The organism is Ruegeria sp. AF3, from assembly GCF_056536285.1.
On sequence record NZ_JBQFJM010000001.1, the window covers coordinates 1,498,245 to 1,514,126 of the forward strand.

Annotated in this window: 16 protein-coding genes; 4 read left to right on the forward strand and 12 right to left on the reverse strand. The window is 57.7% G+C overall.

Features of this window, described 5'->3' with window-relative positions; genetic code table 11:
* The first annotated feature begins 45 nt into the window (after positions 1 to 45).
* Positions 46 to 627 (forward strand): transglycosylase SLT domain-containing protein, encoded by a 582-nt coding sequence (locus ACR3FC_RS07575; protein WP_209504968.1) that lies wholly within the window; start codon positions 46 to 48, stop codon positions 625 to 627.
* A gap of 15 nt (positions 628 to 642) precedes the next feature.
* On the opposite strand, the gene ACR3FC_RS07580 is transcribed toward ACR3FC_RS07575, so the two are convergent.
* The 4 genes from ACR3FC_RS07580 to ACR3FC_RS07595 form a co-directional block, all read right to left on the reverse strand.
* Complete coding sequence (locus tag ACR3FC_RS07580; protein ID WP_480474135.1) at positions 643 to 1,239, reverse strand: LolA family protein; 597 nt, start codon at positions 1,237 to 1,239, stop codon at positions 643 to 645.
* A gap of 39 nt (positions 1,240 to 1,278) precedes the next feature.
* Entirely contained in the window at positions 1,279 to 4,203 is a 2,925-nt protein-coding gene (locus ACR3FC_RS07585; protein WP_480474136.1) for a DNA translocase FtsK, read from the reverse strand.
* Positions 4,204 to 4,217: 14 nt separating this feature from the next.
* The gene (locus tag ACR3FC_RS07590; protein WP_480474137.1) at positions 4,218 to 5,399 is read right to left on the reverse strand and encodes an aminotransferase class I/II-fold pyridoxal phosphate-dependent enzyme; all 1,182 of its coding nucleotides are present in this window, start codon (positions 5,397 to 5,399) and stop codon (positions 4,218 to 4,220) included.
* Positions 5,400 to 5,507: 108 nt separating this feature from the next.
* Positions 5,508 to 6,836: an amidase gene (locus ACR3FC_RS07595; RefSeq protein WP_480474138.1), complete on the reverse strand. Its 1,329-nt coding sequence runs from the start codon at positions 6,834 to 6,836 to the stop codon at positions 5,508 to 5,510.
* Between the two features lie 51 nt (positions 6,837 to 6,887).
* Between ACR3FC_RS07595 and ACR3FC_RS07600 the strand changes: the two genes are divergently transcribed.
* Positions 6,888 to 8,150 (forward strand): FAD-dependent monooxygenase, encoded by a 1,263-nt coding sequence (locus tag ACR3FC_RS07600; protein WP_480474139.1) that lies wholly within the window; start codon positions 6,888 to 6,890, stop codon positions 8,148 to 8,150.
* On the opposite strand, the gene ACR3FC_RS07605 is transcribed toward ACR3FC_RS07600, so the two are convergent.
* The 6 genes from ACR3FC_RS07605 to ACR3FC_RS07630 all read right to left on the reverse strand — a co-directional run bounded on the left by ACR3FC_RS07605 (position 8,147) and on the right by ACR3FC_RS07630 (position 12,166).
* Positions 8,147 to 8,332, reverse strand: coding sequence for a Trm112 family protein (locus ACR3FC_RS07605; protein WP_209504973.1), 186 nt, complete (start codon positions 8,330 to 8,332; stop codon positions 8,147 to 8,149). The two genes, ACR3FC_RS07600 and ACR3FC_RS07605, sit on opposite strands and share 4 nt — an antisense overlap.
* Entirely contained in the window at positions 8,329 to 8,970 is a 642-nt protein-coding gene (locus ACR3FC_RS07610) for an LON peptidase substrate-binding domain-containing protein (RefSeq protein WP_209504974.1), read from the reverse strand. Before ACR3FC_RS07610 ends, ACR3FC_RS07605 begins: the two co-directional genes overlap by 4 nt.
* A 26-nt stretch (positions 8,971 to 8,996) precedes the next feature.
* On the reverse strand, positions 8,997 to 9,911 hold the full coding sequence (gene trxA / locus ACR3FC_RS07615) for a thioredoxin (protein WP_480474140.1): 915 nt from the start codon (positions 9,909 to 9,911) through the stop codon (positions 8,997 to 8,999).
* 75 nt (positions 9,912 to 9,986) lie between these two features.
* Positions 9,987 to 10,775 (reverse strand): exodeoxyribonuclease III, encoded by a 789-nt coding sequence (locus ACR3FC_RS07620; protein ID WP_480474141.1) that lies wholly within the window; start codon positions 10,773 to 10,775, stop codon positions 9,987 to 9,989.
* 73 nt (positions 10,776 to 10,848) lie between these two features.
* The gene (locus ACR3FC_RS07625) at positions 10,849 to 11,241 is read right to left on the reverse strand and encodes a GFA family protein (protein WP_480474142.1); all 393 of its coding nucleotides are present in this window, start codon (positions 11,239 to 11,241) and stop codon (positions 10,849 to 10,851) included.
* Positions 11,242 to 11,479: 238 nt separating this feature from the next.
* Entirely contained in the window at positions 11,480 to 12,166 is a 687-nt protein-coding gene (locus ACR3FC_RS07630; RefSeq protein ID WP_171724917.1) for a response regulator transcription factor, read from the reverse strand.
* Between the two features lie 162 nt (positions 12,167 to 12,328).
* Between ACR3FC_RS07630 and ribA the strand changes: the two genes are divergently transcribed.
* On the forward strand, positions 12,329 to 13,420 hold the full coding sequence (gene ribA / locus ACR3FC_RS07635; RefSeq protein ID WP_480474143.1) for a GTP cyclohydrolase II: 1,092 nt from the start codon (positions 12,329 to 12,331) through the stop codon (positions 13,418 to 13,420).
* A complete protein-coding gene (locus tag ACR3FC_RS07640) occupies positions 13,417 to 13,917 on the forward strand; it encodes a L,D-transpeptidase family protein (RefSeq protein ID WP_480474144.1) in 501 nt (166 codons plus the stop codon). Before ribA ends, ACR3FC_RS07640 begins: the two co-directional genes overlap by 4 nt.
* On the opposite strand, the gene ACR3FC_RS07645 is transcribed toward ACR3FC_RS07640, so the two are convergent.
* Entirely contained in the window at positions 13,901 to 14,560 is a 660-nt protein-coding gene (locus tag ACR3FC_RS07645) for a YggS family pyridoxal phosphate-dependent enzyme (protein ID WP_480474145.1), read from the reverse strand. The genes ACR3FC_RS07640 and ACR3FC_RS07645 overlap by 17 nt on opposite strands.
* A gap of 99 nt (positions 14,561 to 14,659) precedes the next feature.
* The gene (locus tag ACR3FC_RS07650) at positions 14,660 to 15,676 is read right to left on the reverse strand and encodes a porin (RefSeq protein WP_480474146.1); all 1,017 of its coding nucleotides are present in this window, start codon (positions 15,674 to 15,676) and stop codon (positions 14,660 to 14,662) included.
* Between the last annotated feature and the right edge of the window lie 206 nt (positions 15,677 to 15,882).

A 15,882-nucleotide genomic window follows, 5' to 3' on the forward strand; every position in this document is an offset into this window, starting at 1 on the left:
AGAGCTCAATCTACGCTAGAATAAACAAAAAAAGGCATGAGGCACATGAGCAGAATTCTTATCGTACTCTTCGGGGTGCTGCTTTTGGCATCCTGTGGCGGCGGGTCAAAACAACCGCCCAGCAAACTGAACGACGCGTGCAGTATTGCGCACGAGCGACCGGATTTTATCAAGGCTTTCAAAAGCACCGAGCAGAAATGGGGTGTTCCGGTTCACGTTCAGATGGCCACGATTTATCAGGAAAGCCGATATCGCCACGATGCACGTACCCCGCACCGTTACGTGCTGGGCGTGATCCCGATGGGGCGGCAAAGCAGCGCCTATGGGTTCAGCCAAGCACTGGACGGCACCTGGGATCAATATCAGCGCGAAACCGGCAAGCGTCGGGCCAAGCGGGATCGCATCCGCGACGCGTCGGACTTCATCGGCTGGTATATGAACAAAAGCTATGAGCGCAACGGCATCCACCCCGGCGACACACGCAATCAATACCTGGCCTATCACGAAGGCCACACGGGGTACGCACGCGGCACCCACAACAGCAAATCATGGTTGTTGAGCGTGGCCAATGACGTGGACGCACGCGCGCAACTGTATCAGGCGCAATTAGCGAACTGCCGGTATTGAGTCATACTCAACGGGTCAGCGATTGACTGACCCGCGTCTTTCCTTGTTCGAAAAAAGGCCCTGATCCAGGTCATCGCTTTCGGTCAGCGCACCCAGAAGAACTGTGGTCTGACTGCCCGCGTTGTCATGGATCACCCATTTGCGAAGTTCGACCGGGTTATCGGTGAACATCAATTCAATCCGGCCTGCTTCAGGGTTCTTGGGGTCTTGTGCAGTGACCACTGTGGCCGTGCCGTCAAAGCTGTGGCCGACAACCATATTGGCCTGATCAAGATTCACATTGCGCGCCAGCACAATGGATAGCGGCGTGCGCTTCAGCGGGTATTGCTCGGGCGGCTGGTTCGATTTGGGATCAAAGATCTGAACACTGCCCGAGCGCGCCAGCACCACAGCGCTGTTGGGCGGGTCATATTCGAACCGCATCTTGCCTGGGCGCTGCATCCACAGCTGCCCGGTGCTCAACGAGCCATCATCATTCACCTGCGTGAACGTTGTCTGAACCGTTTTCAATCCGTTCAGGTAACTTGAGATTTGCGAAAGCGGCAGTTTTTCTGCCGCCCAGGCGGCTGGTGCAGCCAGTGTCAAAGCAAGGGCAAAAGCAATCTGTTTCATGCCGTACAGATAGGCTGTCTGCCCTTGTTATTAAATATCCTATTGCTCGGGGACGAGGATTTCGCGTTTCCCGACATGATTTGCTGACGAAACAACACCTTCCTCTTCCATCTGCTCAACAAGCCGCGCCGCCTTGTTGTACCCGATGGCGAGTTTCCGCTGAATGTAAGAGGTCGAGCATTTGCGATCCTTGATCACAATTGCCACCGCCTGATCGTACAGCGCGTCCTCTCCGTTCGTGTTGCCACCTGTATTCAGCCCCAGAACGGCGTCAATGTTGTCGACCTTGTCCTCGGCCGGTCCATCCAGAACGCTGCCCACGTAATCGGGCGGGCCGAATTGTTTGAGGTGGTTGACGATTTCCTCGACCTCTTCATCCGACACAAACGGCCCGTGGCATCGGGTGATCTTGGCGCCACCGGCCATGTAAAGCATGTCGCCCTGCCCCAGCAGCTGCTCGGCGCCCATCTCGCCCAAAATGGTACGGCTGTCGATTTTTGAGGTCACCTGGAACGAAATCCGCGTCGGGAAGTTGGCTTTGATCGTGCCGGTGATCACGTCAACAGACGGGCGCTGTGTTGCCATGATCAGGTGAATACCTGAGGCCCGCGCCATTTGCGCCAGACGCTGGATACACGCTTCGATCTCCTTGCCCGCGACCATCATCAGATCGGCCATCTCATCAACAATGACAACGATATAGGGCATCGCTTCGGGCGCGAATTGTTCCGTCTCGAATGTTGGTTCACCGGTTTCATCGTCAAACCCGGTCTGCACCGTGCGGCTGAACAACTCGCCCTTGGCCAGCGCATCCTTCACACGGCCATTGTAGCCAGCGATGTTGCGCACGCCCATCTTGGACATCTTGCGATAGCGGTCTTCCATTTCGCCCACGACCCATTTCAGGGCCACGACCGCTTTTTTCGGATCGGTCACAACAGGTGACAGCAGATGCGGGATACCATCGTAAACCGACAGTTCCAGCATCTTGGGGTCGATCATGATCAGGCGGCATTCATCCGGCGTCAGCTTGTAAAGCAGCGACAGGATCATCGTGTTGATCGCCACCGACTTGCCCGAACCCGTGGTCCCGGCGATTAGCAGGTGAGGCATCTTGGCCAGGTTCGCCACCACGGACGCGCCGCCGATATCCTTGCCCAGCGCCAACGGCAGCGCCTGATTGCCATCGCCGAAATCGCGGCTGGCGAGGATTTCGCGTAGAACCACCATTTCCCGGTTTTCATTGGGCAACTCGATCCCGATCACCGAACGGCCGGGCAGTGTCGAAACACGTGCCGAAAGGGCCGACATCGAGCGCGCAATATCGTCTGCCAAACCGATCACACGGCTCGCCTTAAGGCCCGGAGCGGGCTCCAGCTCGTACATGGTCACGACCGGGCCGGGGCGTACGCTGACGATCTCACCCTTGACGCCGTAATCGTCCAGAACGTTTTCCAGCATCCGCGCGTTTTCTTCCAAGGCCTCATCGCTCAGGTGATGGCGCTGGATATTTGCGGGGTTGGACAATAAGCCCAGAGGCGGCAGTTCAAAATCAGAGTGTCGTTCCTCGAAGGACAATGCCGGTTGCGCTTCGGCCTGCGCACGACGGGACGGCAACGGTGTCCGGCGCACGGGCTGCGCCACCACAGGCTTCCGCGGTTCAGCCACTGGGATCTTCATCGCCTGACGCGGTTGCGGCATGGCATCGGCGACATCCTCGAAAACCGATTCATCATCGATATCCAACTCGGACGCGTAGTCGTATTGTTCCGTCCCGGCCTCATAACCCATCAAAGCAGGCTCTGGTGCCTCTGGCGTGTCACCAGTGGACACCTGCGGCTCGGGGCGCAGACCATACGCCGTCACCGGCGGTTCCGGGGGCAGTTCGGACAAGGTATGCTGGTTCAGGATCAGCGGATCGGGACGGCGTCCACGACCTTTGGTCAACGGCAGGCTGGGATCTGGCTCGGGTGTCATTTCGCCCACAGCAACCTTGCGATTTCGCACGGCGGCCGAGATTTTGGAGCGGATGCGATCTTCGCCGGGCATGTCGTCAAAGCCCGCGATCGGTTCCGGGTCCACCAGCTCGGGTTCGGGCATTGGATCGGGGCGACGGATAAGCGACGGCATTCGCGCCAACAGGCCCGATTTGACCGGAGGTTCAGGGCGTCCCAATTCAGGTTCTTCAAAAACAGGGTCGGCATAGACCAGTTCGTCGTCAAACATCGCCTCGACCGCTTCAGCCCGAGCAAGCTTGCGTTCTTCCCACTGCGCCCGGCGATCCCGTGCCGCTTGCGCGGCCGAAGTCGCACCGCGCCCCATCAGCGTCATCAGCATGTCATAAGACATCACAAGGCCCAGGATGAAGGCCCGGAAGCCACGTTTCACGTCGGCCTTGGTGAAGCCCAGCACAAAAACACCCAGCGCGGTCATACCGACGGCCATGGCCAGAGACATCAGTTTGACCAGAAAATGCGAGGAGATCGGCAACAGCGTCAGCAACGCGCCCATGACCGTGTCGCCAAACAAACCGCCCAAACCGTAGCTATGCGTTGCACGCCACTCGGCACCGGGAACAAGGGTTGCGGCATAGACCGAGGCTACAGCGATCCAGATCGGGGCAAAGATCAGGCGGGCAATGGCCCGGTCTTCACCGAAATGGCCCGCAAAACGCAGACCCCATCCAACCAGAACAAGCGCGATGCCCCAGCTTCCCCAGCCCACGATCATGAATAAGGGGGCTGCAATAGACGCTCCGACCCGTCCCATCCAGTTCTGCACGGGTGCATCGGTCGAAACCATCCAGTTGGGATCATCGGGCGTATAGGACCAGATCATCGCAGCCGCGGCCAAGCCCAACAGGATCAGCGCGATACCGATCAGTTCTTTACTGCGTCGCTCAAGGGCTGCCTGTGTTGTGCTGTCCAACAATGGGTCGCGGTTTCGCGCATTATATGATGCCATTTTGCCCTCGTACCTCACGTATAGATGCAGTCGCGGAGTGTGATCAGACCACGCTGCAACTCTGTTTTTGGGGCTACCAATGCAACCCGGATAAAGCCTTCGCCCGGGTTGTTCCCCGGATCGCCTTGTGAAAGATATGCGCCAGGAAGAACCCGAACCCCGGTATCCTTCCAAACCTTCAATGCCGCGTCCTCGCCATTCTCGACCGGCAACCACAGAAAGAACCCGGCCTCTGGCGACATGTAACCTTGCACGCCCGCAAACACCTCATCAGCAATGGCGTATTTCTCCTGATAGAGCGCGCGGTTTTGCTCGACATGTATCTCATCCGCCCAGACGCGCGCGGCGGCGGCTTGCAAGGGCAAAGGCAGTGGGGATCCGGCATAGGTGCGCAGCTTTTTCACCTGGCTGATGGACTTAGGTCCACCTGCAATCAGGCCCGAGCGCAAACCGGCCAGGTTCGAGCGTTTGGACAGGGAATTAAACAGCGTGATCCGTTCGGGATCAGCCCCCAGTTCCTGCGCGACGGTCAGAACCCCCGTCGGGGCTTGGTCACGGTAAATCTCAGAATAGCATTCGTCGGCAAAGATCCGGAAATCATAAGCCTCGGCCAGACGGATCAGGTCAGCCCAATAGTCGCGCGACGCAACTGCACCCTGCGGGTTGGCCGGGGAGCAGATATAAGCCACCGCAGTTCGGTTCAGCACATCTTCGGGCAGGCTGGAATAATCCGGCAGATGACCTGTCGCGGCGGTTGCAGGGACAAAATAAGGTTGCGCACCCACCGAAATCGACGCGACCATGTAGACCTGATAAAATGGGTTCGGGCACAGGATGATCGGTTGTTTGCCATTCTTCTGTTCCGGGCACAGCGCCATGGCCGCATTATACAGCCCCTCACGTGTGCCGTTCAGCGCCATGACGTTGGTGTCAGGGTCCATTTCGACCCCATAGCGCCGCTTGATCCAGCCCGTGATTGCACCGCGCAGGTCTTCCGAGCCTTCGTTCGGCGGATAGCCCTGAAACCCGGCCGCGTTTTCCATGATGACATCCGTCACCCAGGCCGGAAAGTCATGCGTGGGTGCGCCAATCGTCATATGAACGACGTCACCGCCCGGTTGATGGTGATCCAACAGGGCGCGCAAACGCGGGAATGCATATTCCGGTAGGTTCGAAAACCGCTCGGGGAAATCCATATTACTGCCTCAATATCGGGGTCATTTGCGCCCCGTTTTTTTGGCAGATTACAGCCCGCATACCTCTTCGTCCAGACAAAGAGGTTCCGAATCAGTGGATTGTGGCATTCAGGCCAATGCCGATTCTGCCGCTGACCCCAACCGCAAAAGGGCCTCTTCCGAGTTCGGATACCCCATCATCATCAGCCCGCAACAGGGCGTTCCGGTGGGCAGGGTCAGCGCCGCAAGCCCCATCAGGTTGCCGATCCGCGTGTTGCGAAGGGCCAGCAGGTTTTCAGTCACGTAATAGTCGTGATCGGTCATCAACCGGTCCAGATTGGGTGGCAAAATCGGTGCTGTGGGTGCCAGAACCGCATCGAACCCGGCAGTTGCCGCATCCCAGGCACTGCGGCACGCCTTGAGCTTAGCCCAGGCCGCGACATAATCGGGCCCGGAATAACCCATACCAATGCGGAACCGTTCCAGGATTTCGGGATACATTGCCTCTGGGTTGGCCTCGATCACATCGCGCCACAACCCATAGGCCTCGGTCGTGTAGACGACGCTGGACAGGGTCATCGCCTCGTTCAGCTCGGGCACGTCCAATGGAACAATCTCAGCGCCTGCATCCGCAAGTTTCGCAATGGCCTCGTCATAGGCTTTTCGCGGGGCATCACGCAGGTCGTCCTTGGCGATGTTCTGCAAATCAGCAAAGCGACGGCCTTTCAGCGAAGCGCCCCTCAGGTCTGCAGGTGCCCCGCCTTCCAACAGGGCCAGCATATGTGCTGCATCTTCAACAGATCGCGCCAGTGGCCCGACAGTGTCAAACCGCAGGCAGAGCGGCACCACACCTTCAAGGCTCAGCCGCCCGACCGTGGTTTTCAACCCCACCAGATCATTCCATGCCGCTGGAATTCGCACTGAACCGCCGGTATCGGAACCAATCCCGCAGGCCGCCAACCCCCAGGCGACCGACGCGCCCGCACCAGATGAAGACCCACCTGGCACAGCCGTTTCATCATGGATACAAGGGGGCGTTTCGGTGATCGGGTTCAATCCAAGGCCGGAAAAGGCCAGCTCGCTCATATGCGTCTTACCCAGACAGACCGTTCCCATCTGGGTTGCGTTGCGTACCACAAGTGCATCCGCGTCCGGCACCCGGTCTTTCAAAAGCGCCGACCCGGCCTCGGTCGCAGTACCAGCGGTGTCGAACAGGTCTTTCCAGCTAATGGGAACCCCATCCAGCAACGACCGCCGCAATCCCATCTTCGCGCGTTGCTGCGCGGCTTCGGCCTCGGCGCGGGCGCGGTCATGGGTGACGCGGGCATAGATGCGGTCGCGGTGCGGATGGGTGTCTATTGCGGACAGGTAGGTTTCCGTCAATTCAACCGGATCGATCTGGCCCATCCCAATTCCACGGCCCAAATCACACGCCGTCATGGTCAACCAATCCTGCATCCCGCCCCTCCTGCTTTTTGGCTTGAAAGAACGGTAGCGACAGGACTGCACATGGACAATCCCGAAAGGGCGCGCATATTGCAGGGCATGACACAGGCATCTGACATTCTGATCGTGGGCAGCGGGCTGAACGGCCCGGCTTTGGCATTGGCTCTGGCACAAACCGGACATTCGGTCACAGTGATTGATGCGCTGGAAGAGAAGGTCCGCAAGAATGCGGCATTCGACGGGCGAGCCTATGCGCTGGCCTTGGCGTCACAGCGCTTGCTGGCTGCCATCGGTGTCTGGGACCGCGTTGCGGAACACGCCCAACCGATGCTGGAGATCAAGGTCACAGACGGCCACGCCGGTACAGGCCCGTCACCGTTTTTCATGCATTTCGACCACGCCGAAATAGAAGAAGGCCCGATGGGGTATATGGTCGAAGACCGTCACCTGCGCCGCGCCTTTCTGGACGCTATGGCTGATGAGCCCCGCATCACTCAGCTGAGTGGCAAGACTGTTGTGTCGCAACAAGCCGACACCACTGGAGTGACCGTGACGCTGGACGATGGTTCGACTGTGAACAGCAGCCTGCTGGTTGGGTGTGACGGCCGCCACAGCGGCACCGCGCGCCGCGCAGGTATCAAGCGCACAGGTTGGGAGTATGGCCAGACCGCACTTGTCTGCGCCATTGAACACGAGCTGCCGCATCACGGCATTGCCCATCAGTTCTTCATGCCGCCAGGCCCCTTGGCGATTCTGCCGCTGACCGGCAATCGCAGTTCCATTGTATGGAGCGAACGCACCGAGGCCGCGCAGCAGATCAACGCCCTGCCCGAGGATGAGTATCTGCAAGTGCTACGCCCGCGGTTTGGCGATTTCCTCGGTGACATCCATCTGGCTGGTGATCGTTTCACCTATCCTTTGAACCTGACCATCGCCAATTCCTTTATCGCTGATCGTCTGGCACTGGTCGGGGATGCTGCCCACGGGATGCACCCGATTGCCGGTCAGGGCCTGAACGCCGGTTTGCGTGACGTCGGCGCGTTGGCAGAGGTTCTGACCTTGGCAGGACGGCGCGGCGAAGACATCGGATCGCTTATGGTGCTGGAACGCTATCAGGAATGGCGCAGGTTCGACACCGCTGCTCTTGCGATGGCAACGGATGTTTTCAACAAACTGTTCTCGAACGACAACCCGTTGCTGCGCATTGGGCGAGACGTTGGTATGGGAATTGTCGGCGCACTGCCGGGGTTGCAGCGCGGTTTCGTCCGCGAAGCCGCCGGTTTGACCGGAGATTTGCCCAAGCTGCTGCAAGGGCAGCCAATTTAGTCCAGCTGCCGTGCCTCGTCGACCAGCATGACCGGAATGCCGTTGCGGATGGGAAAAGCCAGACCTGCGGCCTGTGACACAAGTTCCTGCCTTTCGGCGTCATAGCGCAGGGTCGTTTGCGTCTGCGGGCAGACCAGAGCTTCGAGCATGCGGCGATCAAAGGCGTGTTCAGGGTCAGTCATTGCAGTTTTTCCTCATTCGATCCGCCTCGCATTGCGAATTCTATCAATGTCATCAGCGTCTCGCGCCGTGTGCGCAGGCAAGGGGCCTCTAACAAGGCCTGTTTGTCTTCCGGGTCAAAGTCCAGCAACATGGACAGCGAGTTCACCAGCAATTCATCCTCGGCATCTTTCAGAGAAGCCCAATCGGTGGACAATTGCCGGGACGAAAAGAAGCGTTCCAGCAAAGCTAGGAACTTGGTGCGATTGAACCTGTCGTCGTTTTCGGCCTTGCCCAGATCCCTGTCAAAGCCGTCCCACGAAACTTCGCACCGCCGGTATGGCGTGAAAGCGTCCAACTCTGAAACCACGCGGAACCGGGACACACCGGTCAGCGTGATCAGATAACGGCCATCTTCCGTTTCGGAAAACTGGGTCACACGCCCGACGCATCCGATGCGGTGCAGTTTGTTCTCATCATGGGCCGAAGGATTTGGCTGGACCATCGCAATCAGCCGTTCCTTGGTCTTGAGCGCATCGTCCAGCATTTGCAAATAGCGCGGCTCGAAGATGTGAAGCGGCAAGCGCGAGCGGGGCAACAACAGCGCCCCGGGCAAGGGGAACACGGATACGGTGTCCGGCAGATCGGCGGGATGCATCATGTCCCAATTCTAGCTCTGATCAGAAATTAGGCAAATATCATCGAGCTGAGTTTGCGGCGACCGTTCAGAACGATCGGGTCATTGGGCTTGAGCGCATCAAAGATCGTGAAAAGCTGGGTCTTGGCGGCCCCGTCATCCCACTCACGATCCCGGCGGAACAATTCCAGCAATTGCGCCACGGCTTCTTCCACTTCGCCGTTCGCATGCAAGGCCTGTGCCAGGTCAAACCGGGCCTGAAGATTTTCGGGGTCTGCTTCAACGGCCGCTGTCAGATCAGCCACCGGACCCGCATCAGCCGCTTGCTTGGCCAGTTGCAATTGCGCATGCGCAGCCTCGACCTCGGCCGAGTTGGATATTTCAGCCGGTGCACCGTTCAGGATGGCCTCGGCATGCTCCAGATCGCCAGTGGCGATATGTGCCCGCACCAGCCCGCCATATGCTGCCGCGTGGTTCGGGTCTTCGCCAAGAACGGCGGCAAAAGTCTGCGCGGCATCTGCCGCTGCGCCTTCGCTCAGCATTTCTTCGGCGGCAACTACCGCGTCATCCAATTGACCACCGGGGCTTTCCCCACCTGACGCCTCGATCACGCGGTCTACGAAAGCCTTGATCTCGGACCCCGGCAGCGCGCCCTGAAAACCGTCCACGGGTTGCCCTTTAAAAAACGCGTAGACCGTTGGAATCGACTGGATGCGCATTTGCGAGGCGATCATCTGTGCCTCGTCCACGTTGATCTTGACCATCTTCACCGCGCCTTTGGCGGCGGTAACAGCGTCTTCCAGCATCGGGCCCAGCGTCTTGCACGGGCCGCACCAAGGTGCCCAGAAGTCAACGATAACAGGCGTTTCCTGCGAAGCTTCGACCACATCGACCATGAAAGTGGCCTCGGTCCCGTCCTTGATCAGATCGGTGGCTGGGGCGGCTGCGCCGTTCAGGATGTCCATGGCAATCACTCTTTCGTTCGAACTTGCGCTCTATATGCAATCGCTTGTCGCAGAAACCAAGGGCAGAGTTTCAGTTCAAATGTCGAAAGTCGCAAAGACCGGCGCATGATCGCTGGGCTTTTCCCACCCACGCGCGTCGCGCAGAATGCGGCTGGAATGGCCCGCATTCGAAATATCGGGCGTGGCCCAGACATGATCCAGCCGCCGCCCCTTGTCTGCCGCATCCCAGTCGCGGGCCCGGTAGGACCACCAGCTGAAAAGCTGCCCTTCGGGAATATCCTGCCGGGTGATATCGACCCAACCACCCGCGTCCTGGGTCTCGGCCAGATGTTCCACTTCAATCGGAGTGTGCGAGACGATCTTGAGCAATTGTTTGTGTGACCAGACGTCATCTTCACGCGGGGCAATGTTCAGATCGCCGACGAGGATGGATTTTTCCGGCTTTTCTGCGTGGAACCAATCGCGCATGCCCGTGAGATAGTCGAGCTTTTGGCCAAATTTCTCATTCACTTCACGATCTGGCACATCACCGCCAGCGGGGACATAGAAGTTGTGGATCGTGACACCATTCTCCAACCGCCCGGCTATGTGGCGTGCGTGGCCGAGATCTGCGAAATCCATGTCGCCCACCTCCTCTATCGGCAGGCGGGACAGGATGGCGACGCCATTATATCCTTTCTGGCCACGGGCAATCATGTGGGTATAGCCCAGCTCCGCGAACCCTTCGGTCGGGATCTTTTCAACCGGAGACTTGCATTCCTGCAAACACAGAACATCCGGTGCCTCTTCTTCCAACAGTTTCAGCACGATAGGTTCGCGCAGTCGGACCGAGTTGATGTTCCAGGTGGCAAGTGTGAAGGGCATGGCGAGGATTCCTCTGTCGCGATTTGGCGAAGGTTAACGCGGTGGGGGATGGGGTACCATCAGAAAAGAAAAGCTAGGACGGGTGGCTTTCATTTTGGGGGGCATCGTCGCAAATCTCGTACCAGTCCGGCTTTTCCGAAACAAATTCGTGAAACTGAACTTTCTGCTTTAACCCAGTATCCAATGCGTTTGCAGCGATTGGAAAACTGTCTGCTTCTGAAGTGATTTCGCCCAAAGATGTCCCGCATTTCGTGCAGAAACACCTGTCGTATTTGTAAGGCGGATCAGGCTGGTGCAGCGTTACGTTTTCCCTTCCCCTAACCCACACCAAGTCTTCTTTGTTGACAAATACGACTGTGCTGGCCCCGGCTTTTCTGCATCTTGAGCAATGGCAGGTTCCCATCACGGATGGTTGAGACTTCAGGTTAAACTTCACCGCCCCGCACAAACAGCTTCCTTCGATCATCACGCGCTCCTCCAACCTTTCGCAAGAATTAGAACATTACAGGAACAAAATGGATTTCGCAACGCCTGTGACGGTATAGGCGGCGCATGATCTCGTCCTTCAGAAAAGAAAAAAGCCGGGCCATCCGGCCCGGCAGTCCAACAGGGAGGTGCATGTCATAACCCGGACATGCGCGGGTTGGGAGTAACCTAATTATGAGTACAGGGTATCACTTTGATCCAAATCAATCCACACTCAGTTAAGAAACCAGCCTATATCCACCGGATTCTGTGACCAAAAGGCGCGCATTTGACGGATCGGGCTCAATCTTCTGACGCAGGCGGTAGATGTGGGTTTCCAGCGTGTGCGTTGTGACACCAGCATTATATCCCCAAACTTCGTGAAGCAGCACATCCCGCGCCACCACGCCGTCAGTCGAGCGGTACAGGAATTTGAGGATGTTGGTTTCCTTCTCGGTCAGGCGGATTTTTCTGTCCTCTTCCGTGATCAGCATCTTCATCGCCGGTTTGAACGTATAGGGGCCAAGTACAAATACAGCGTCCTCGGATTGTTCGTGCTGTCGAAGCTGCGCACGGATACGTGCCAGAAGCACCGGGAATTTGAATGGTTTCGAGACATAGTCATTCGCGCCGGCATCCAGGCCCAGGATCGTATCGGCATCGCTGTCATGACCGGTCAGCATCAGGATCGGGCTTTTGACACCCTGTTTGCGCATGAGGCGGCACAGTTCGCGCCCGTCGGTATCCGGCAGACCCACATCAAGAATGACCAGATCATAGATCGCTTCGCGCGCGCGCTCCATGGCAGAGTGACCATCCGACGCCTCGAACACGTCAAAGTCTTCGGTCATGACAAGTTGCTCGCTGAGCGCCTCGCGCAGATCCTCATCATCGTCCACTAGCAGGATTTTCTTGAGCTGAGCCATTTCCCGGTCCTCCAAACGCTTTTCCATCACTTGCGCGTGGAATATGCAATCAACAAGATTTGCTGCAACCGTTTCACGCCTTCGTGTCAGAGTTCGCGGAAATGTTTCACATTTCCTTTCGAAAGAGCTAGGAGAAAGATTGAGCGTTATAGGGTAACATTGATGAGTCTCATCCCCGACATCACGGAACTTCTCGCCCGGGCCCGGGCCGATCTGCGCATGGGCGTTCCCGTTGCACTGACTGATGACAGCGGCTTCAGCGTGCTTGCGGTTTCTGCCGAAACGCTCAGCCCGCAGCGTCTGGCCGACCTGAAAAAACTAGGGAGTCCGGTGGTGGCCATAACTGGGCGACGTGCTGAAACCCTGAAAGCGCGGGCGTACGACGGGGATCTGGCGCGTGTATCGATCCCGGCGGATGCGGATATCGCATGGGTACAGGCGGTTGCCGATCCTTCCGACGATCTGAACGCGCCCATGAAGGGCCCGTTGATGACCGAGCGGCACGGTAATGCCAATCTCCACCGTATCGCAATTGCATTGGCCAAATCCGCGCGCATCCTTCCCGCTGTGGTCGTGGTACCTGTCGAGGACGGCAGGGCATTTGCCGCGTCGCACGGTCTGACATGCATTGATCACACGCGCGCCACACCTCATCTGGCGGATCGCAGCACTTTGCACGAAGTCGTCGCGGCCCGCCTTCCGATGGAGGTGTCCGAAGCAGGCCGGTTGCACGTCTTCCGACCTGAAGACGGTGGTGAAGAGCACTACGCCGTCGAGATCGGACGCCCGGACCGCGACAAGCCTGTGCTGGCCCGATTGCATTCTGCCTGTTTCACCGGCGATCTGATGGGAAGCCTGAAATGTGATTGCGGCCCGCAACTGCGCGGTGCCCTGGAACAGATGGGGGCAGAAGGTGCAGGCGTTCTTTTGTACCTGAATCAGGAAGGGCGCGGTATCGGTCTGGCCAACAAAATGCGCGCCTATTTCCTTCAGGATCAGGGTTTTGACACTGTTGAGGCGAACCACAGGCTGGGTTTTGAGGACGATGAGCGCGATTTTCGGCTTGGGTCGGACATATTGAAGTCGCTGGGCTTCAATTCTGTCCGCTTGCTGACCAACAACCCGGCCAAGATCGCCATGATGGAGCGAACAGGTATCGCAGTAACCGAGCGTGTCCCTCTGAGGGTTGGCGAAACCTCTCACAACCGGGGATACCTGGCAACCAAGGCCAAGAAATCAGGGCATCTGCTTTGACCCCAGGCGATCTTGTTCTGACCCCGCGCGGCATCCGGTTTCTTGGCAGGGAGTTCCCTTGCTCCGTGGGCAAAGGCGGGTTGAGCAACGCAAAACGCGAAGGCGATGGCGCGACCCCAACTGGACATCATCGAATCGTCGGTATGCTGTACCGGGCCGACCGAATGGCCGCCCCCAGCAAATGGGCCCGTGCCATTGGCCCACGGGACTTGTGGTCTGACGACGTGTCTGAAAGCAGATACAACCACATGGTCAGCGCACCCTATGCATTCAGCCACGAAAAGCTGCGCCGCGCCGACCCGTTATATGATCTGATTCTGTTGACCGACTGGAACTGGCCAAACGCGGTTCCGGGCAGAGGGTCAGCGATTTTTCTGCACCAATGGCGCAGACCCGGTTATCCAACCGAAGGCTGCGTTGCATTTCGTCGGGACCATCTACACTGGATATCACAGCGCATTGCCCCCGGATCATGGCTGATCATTCCTGAGGTTTAACCCGTTCGCCAAAGATGGCCGAGCCAACACGGACATGGGTTGCGCCCAAAGCGATGGCCTGTTCGAAATCGTGACTCATCCCCATAGACAATCCATCAAGCCCGTTGCATGCAGCGATTTTGGCCAATAGCGCAAAGTGCAGAGCAGGCTCTTCATCGACCGGAGGAATGCACATCAATCCACGCACGGGCAGATCCAACGCCCTGCACTCGGCAATGAAACTGTCCGCGTCCGCAGGAAGGATACCGGCCTTTTGGTCTTCCTCACCGGTGTTGACCTGAATGAACAGGTCCGGGCAGTTTCCCATTTCCTGTGCCAAACGCGCCAGTGTCTTGGCCAGTTTGGGTCGATCTACCGAATGGATCGCATCGCACAGTTCCATTGCGTGACGAGCCTTGTTGGTCTGCAACGGGCCAATGAGGTGCAGATCAATACCCTCGAACAGTTCTTTGAACGCGGGCCACTTGCTTGCTGCTTCCTGCACGCGATTCTCGCCAAAACATCTGTGCCCCTGCTCAAGAACCGCCTGCACCCTTTCATTCGGCTGCACTTTGGACACGGCAATCAGTTTGACAGAACCAGCCGGTCTGTCCGACCTGGCTTCGGCTTTGGCGATACGTGCGGTGATGTCTTGCAGCGACATGGGACCCTCATCCTGTTTTGCGCAGAAAAACACCAAGTCGGCGCAAAAGAAAAGGGCGAGTCCGAAGACCCGCCCTTAAACCTTGCGGTTCAGATCAGCTTAGAAGTTGAACTGAGCACCGAAGTCAGCAACCATGGTCGAGTCTGTGCAGCTGTCACAGTCGTTGACACCGATACCACCGCGCAGCGATGCACCGCCGCCCAGGTCGTAGATCGCGCCAACAGCAACCTGCTGAGTATCAGCAGACGCGTTACCGTCACCGTAGGTGAACAGCAGGGTGGTTGCAGCACCCAGGTTGTAGGCAGCCGACAGACCCCATGCGGTACCGTCAGTTGCAGTAACTTGAGTTGCGTCGTCTGCAACAAACAGAGTACCCGAGAAGTCACCCCATTCGCCACCCAGGGTCAGAACGGTCAGGCTCGGATCGCTTACACCAGCAACACCAGCGTCGGTCTGGCCGTAGGCCAAAGCAGCTGTGATGTTGTTGAAGGTGTAGGTTGCGCTGATGTCCCAACGGTCTGCACTAATAGGTGCACCGTTCAGAGCTACAGTCGCTTGGTCGTACGATGCGCCAAACGAGAAGTCGCCAACCGAGTACTGGAAGAACACGGCGTTAGAGCCCGAACCGGTCGAAGTGTAACCCAAGAAGTTGTAGTTAACACCCGAGTACTGACCTGCGAACAGCTCAAGACCAACTTCGTTGCCGTAGTAGTTTGCCAGGTTGTCGAAGGCACCTGCAACGTTACCGGCGTCAACACGCAGGCCACCGTAGATGACCGAGAAGCGTGCACCGTTCAGACCAGCGCGGTTTGCTTCGCCGTTGCCGCTGTTTTCGTCAGCTTGCAGACGAACGCGGCCTTCGAAACGAACGCCACCGTCGGTTTCTGCAATACCGTCGATGTTCAGACGGAAGCGCGAGACCAGGATCGCGTCGTCAGTTTGAACAACAGCAGTAGTAGCTGTTGAGGTGCCGGTTGTCTGGATGTTTGCAACGGTTCCGCTACGATCTTCAACGTAGCCAATACCAAAGCGGCCATAACCGCTGAAGTTAACTTCAGCTGCTGCAACGCCTGCGGTCGCAATCAGCGCCGTCGATGCGAAGAGAACTTTTTTCATCTTGTTTCCCTCGGTTTCAAAAGAGTTATCTACTCGACATATGCCTCGGCACATGTCTCAGCACGGACACCGTTTCGCTCTTTTTGCCCCCTTTGCGCAAGCTTGGCATAAAGACGTCAGCGTCATTGAGGTCAAATTGGTGCAAGGATGCCACAGTCAGTTTTCGCCCCGATGCAGCTGATACACTTACATTTCAGAAGAATGGG

Coding starts and splice junctions, on each gene's coding strand:
- ACR3FC_RS07580 (WP_480474135.1), bottom strand. CDS start 1,239: ATGAAACAGATTGCTTTTGCCCTTGCTTTGACACTGGCTGCACCAGCC.
- ACR3FC_RS07605 (WP_209504973.1), bottom strand. CDS start 8,332: ATGACTGACCCTGAACACGCCTTTGATCGCCGCATGCTCGAAGCTCTG.
- ACR3FC_RS07595 (WP_480474138.1), bottom strand. CDS start 6,836: ATGCAGGATTGGTTGACCATGACGGCGTGTGATTTGGGCCGTGGAATT.
- ACR3FC_RS07610 (WP_209504974.1), bottom strand. CDS start 8,970: ATGATGCATCCCGCCGATCTGCCGGACACCGTATCCGTGTTCCCCTTG.
- ACR3FC_RS07575 (WP_209504968.1), top strand. CDS start 46: ATGAGCAGAATTCTTATCGTACTCTTCGGGGTGCTGCTTTTGGCATCC.
- ACR3FC_RS07650 (WP_480474146.1), bottom strand. CDS start 15,676: ATGAAAAAAGTTCTCTTCGCATCGACGGCGCTGATTGCGACCGCAGGC.
- ACR3FC_RS07585 (WP_480474136.1), bottom strand. CDS start 4,203: ATGGCATCATATAATGCGCGAAACCGCGACCCATTGTTGGACAGCACA.
- ACR3FC_RS07625 (WP_480474142.1), bottom strand. CDS start 11,241: ATGATCGAAGGAAGCTGTTTGTGCGGGGCGGTGAAGTTTAACCTGAAG.
- ribA (WP_480474143.1), top strand. CDS start 12,329: ATGAGTCTCATCCCCGACATCACGGAACTTCTCGCCCGGGCCCGGGCC.
- ACR3FC_RS07645 (WP_480474145.1), bottom strand. CDS start 14,560: ATGTCGCTGCAAGACATCACCGCACGTATCGCCAAAGCCGAAGCCAGG.
- ACR3FC_RS07590 (WP_480474137.1), bottom strand. CDS start 5,399: ATGGATTTCCCCGAGCGGTTTTCGAACCTACCGGAATATGCATTCCCG.
- ACR3FC_RS07620 (WP_480474141.1), bottom strand. CDS start 10,775: ATGCCCTTCACACTTGCCACCTGGAACATCAACTCGGTCCGACTGCGC.
- trxA (WP_480474140.1), bottom strand. CDS start 9,911: ATGGACATCCTGAACGGCGCAGCCGCCCCAGCCACCGATCTGATCAAG.
- ACR3FC_RS07630 (WP_171724917.1), bottom strand. CDS start 12,166: ATGGCTCAGCTCAAGAAAATCCTGCTAGTGGACGATGATGAGGATCTG.
- ACR3FC_RS07600 (WP_480474139.1), top strand. CDS start 6,888: ATGGACAATCCCGAAAGGGCGCGCATATTGCAGGGCATGACACAGGCA.